The sequence below is a fragment of the Sphingomonas sp. 35-24ZXX genome (assembly GCF_000786215.1).
Taxonomy (GTDB): Bacteria; Pseudomonadota; Alphaproteobacteria; order Sphingomonadales; family Sphingomonadaceae; genus Blastomonas.
On record NZ_JROG01000019.1, the window covers coordinates 1 to 402 of the forward strand.

The 402-nt window shown below is 63.9% G+C and carries 1 protein-coding gene; it reads right to left on the reverse strand.

The genetic code is table 11. The annotated features are described in order from the left end of the window. On the reverse strand, positions 1–402 hold a 402-nt coding region (locus LI72_RS18560), incomplete at both ends, for a DDE-type integrase/transposase/recombinase (protein WP_033927468.1).

The following is a 402-nucleotide window of genomic DNA, read 5'->3' on the forward strand; positions in this document are numbered from 1 at the left end:
TGCGAGCACGGCATTGCTGGTGAGCTCTGTGCCATTATCGCTGACAATCATCCCCGGCTTGCCGCGCTGTGCGATCAGCTGGGTCAGCTCGCGCACGACACGGTGTCCCGAGATCGAGGTGTCCGGCACCGCCACCAGGCACTCCCTGGTGACGTCATCGACCACATTGAGCACCCGGAAACGCCTGCCAGAAGCGATCTGGTCATGAACGAAGTCCAGGCTCCAGCGCTGGTTCGCCAGTGCCAACACCGGAGCAGGTGCCCTGGTGCCGACTGCACGCTTGCGGCTGCGTCGCCGCCTCACCGCCAGACCTTCCTCCTTGTAGAGCCGCTGGGTCTTCTTCCGGTTGATCATCACGCCCTCCCGGCGCAGCAGGATATGCAAACGGCGATAGCCGAACCG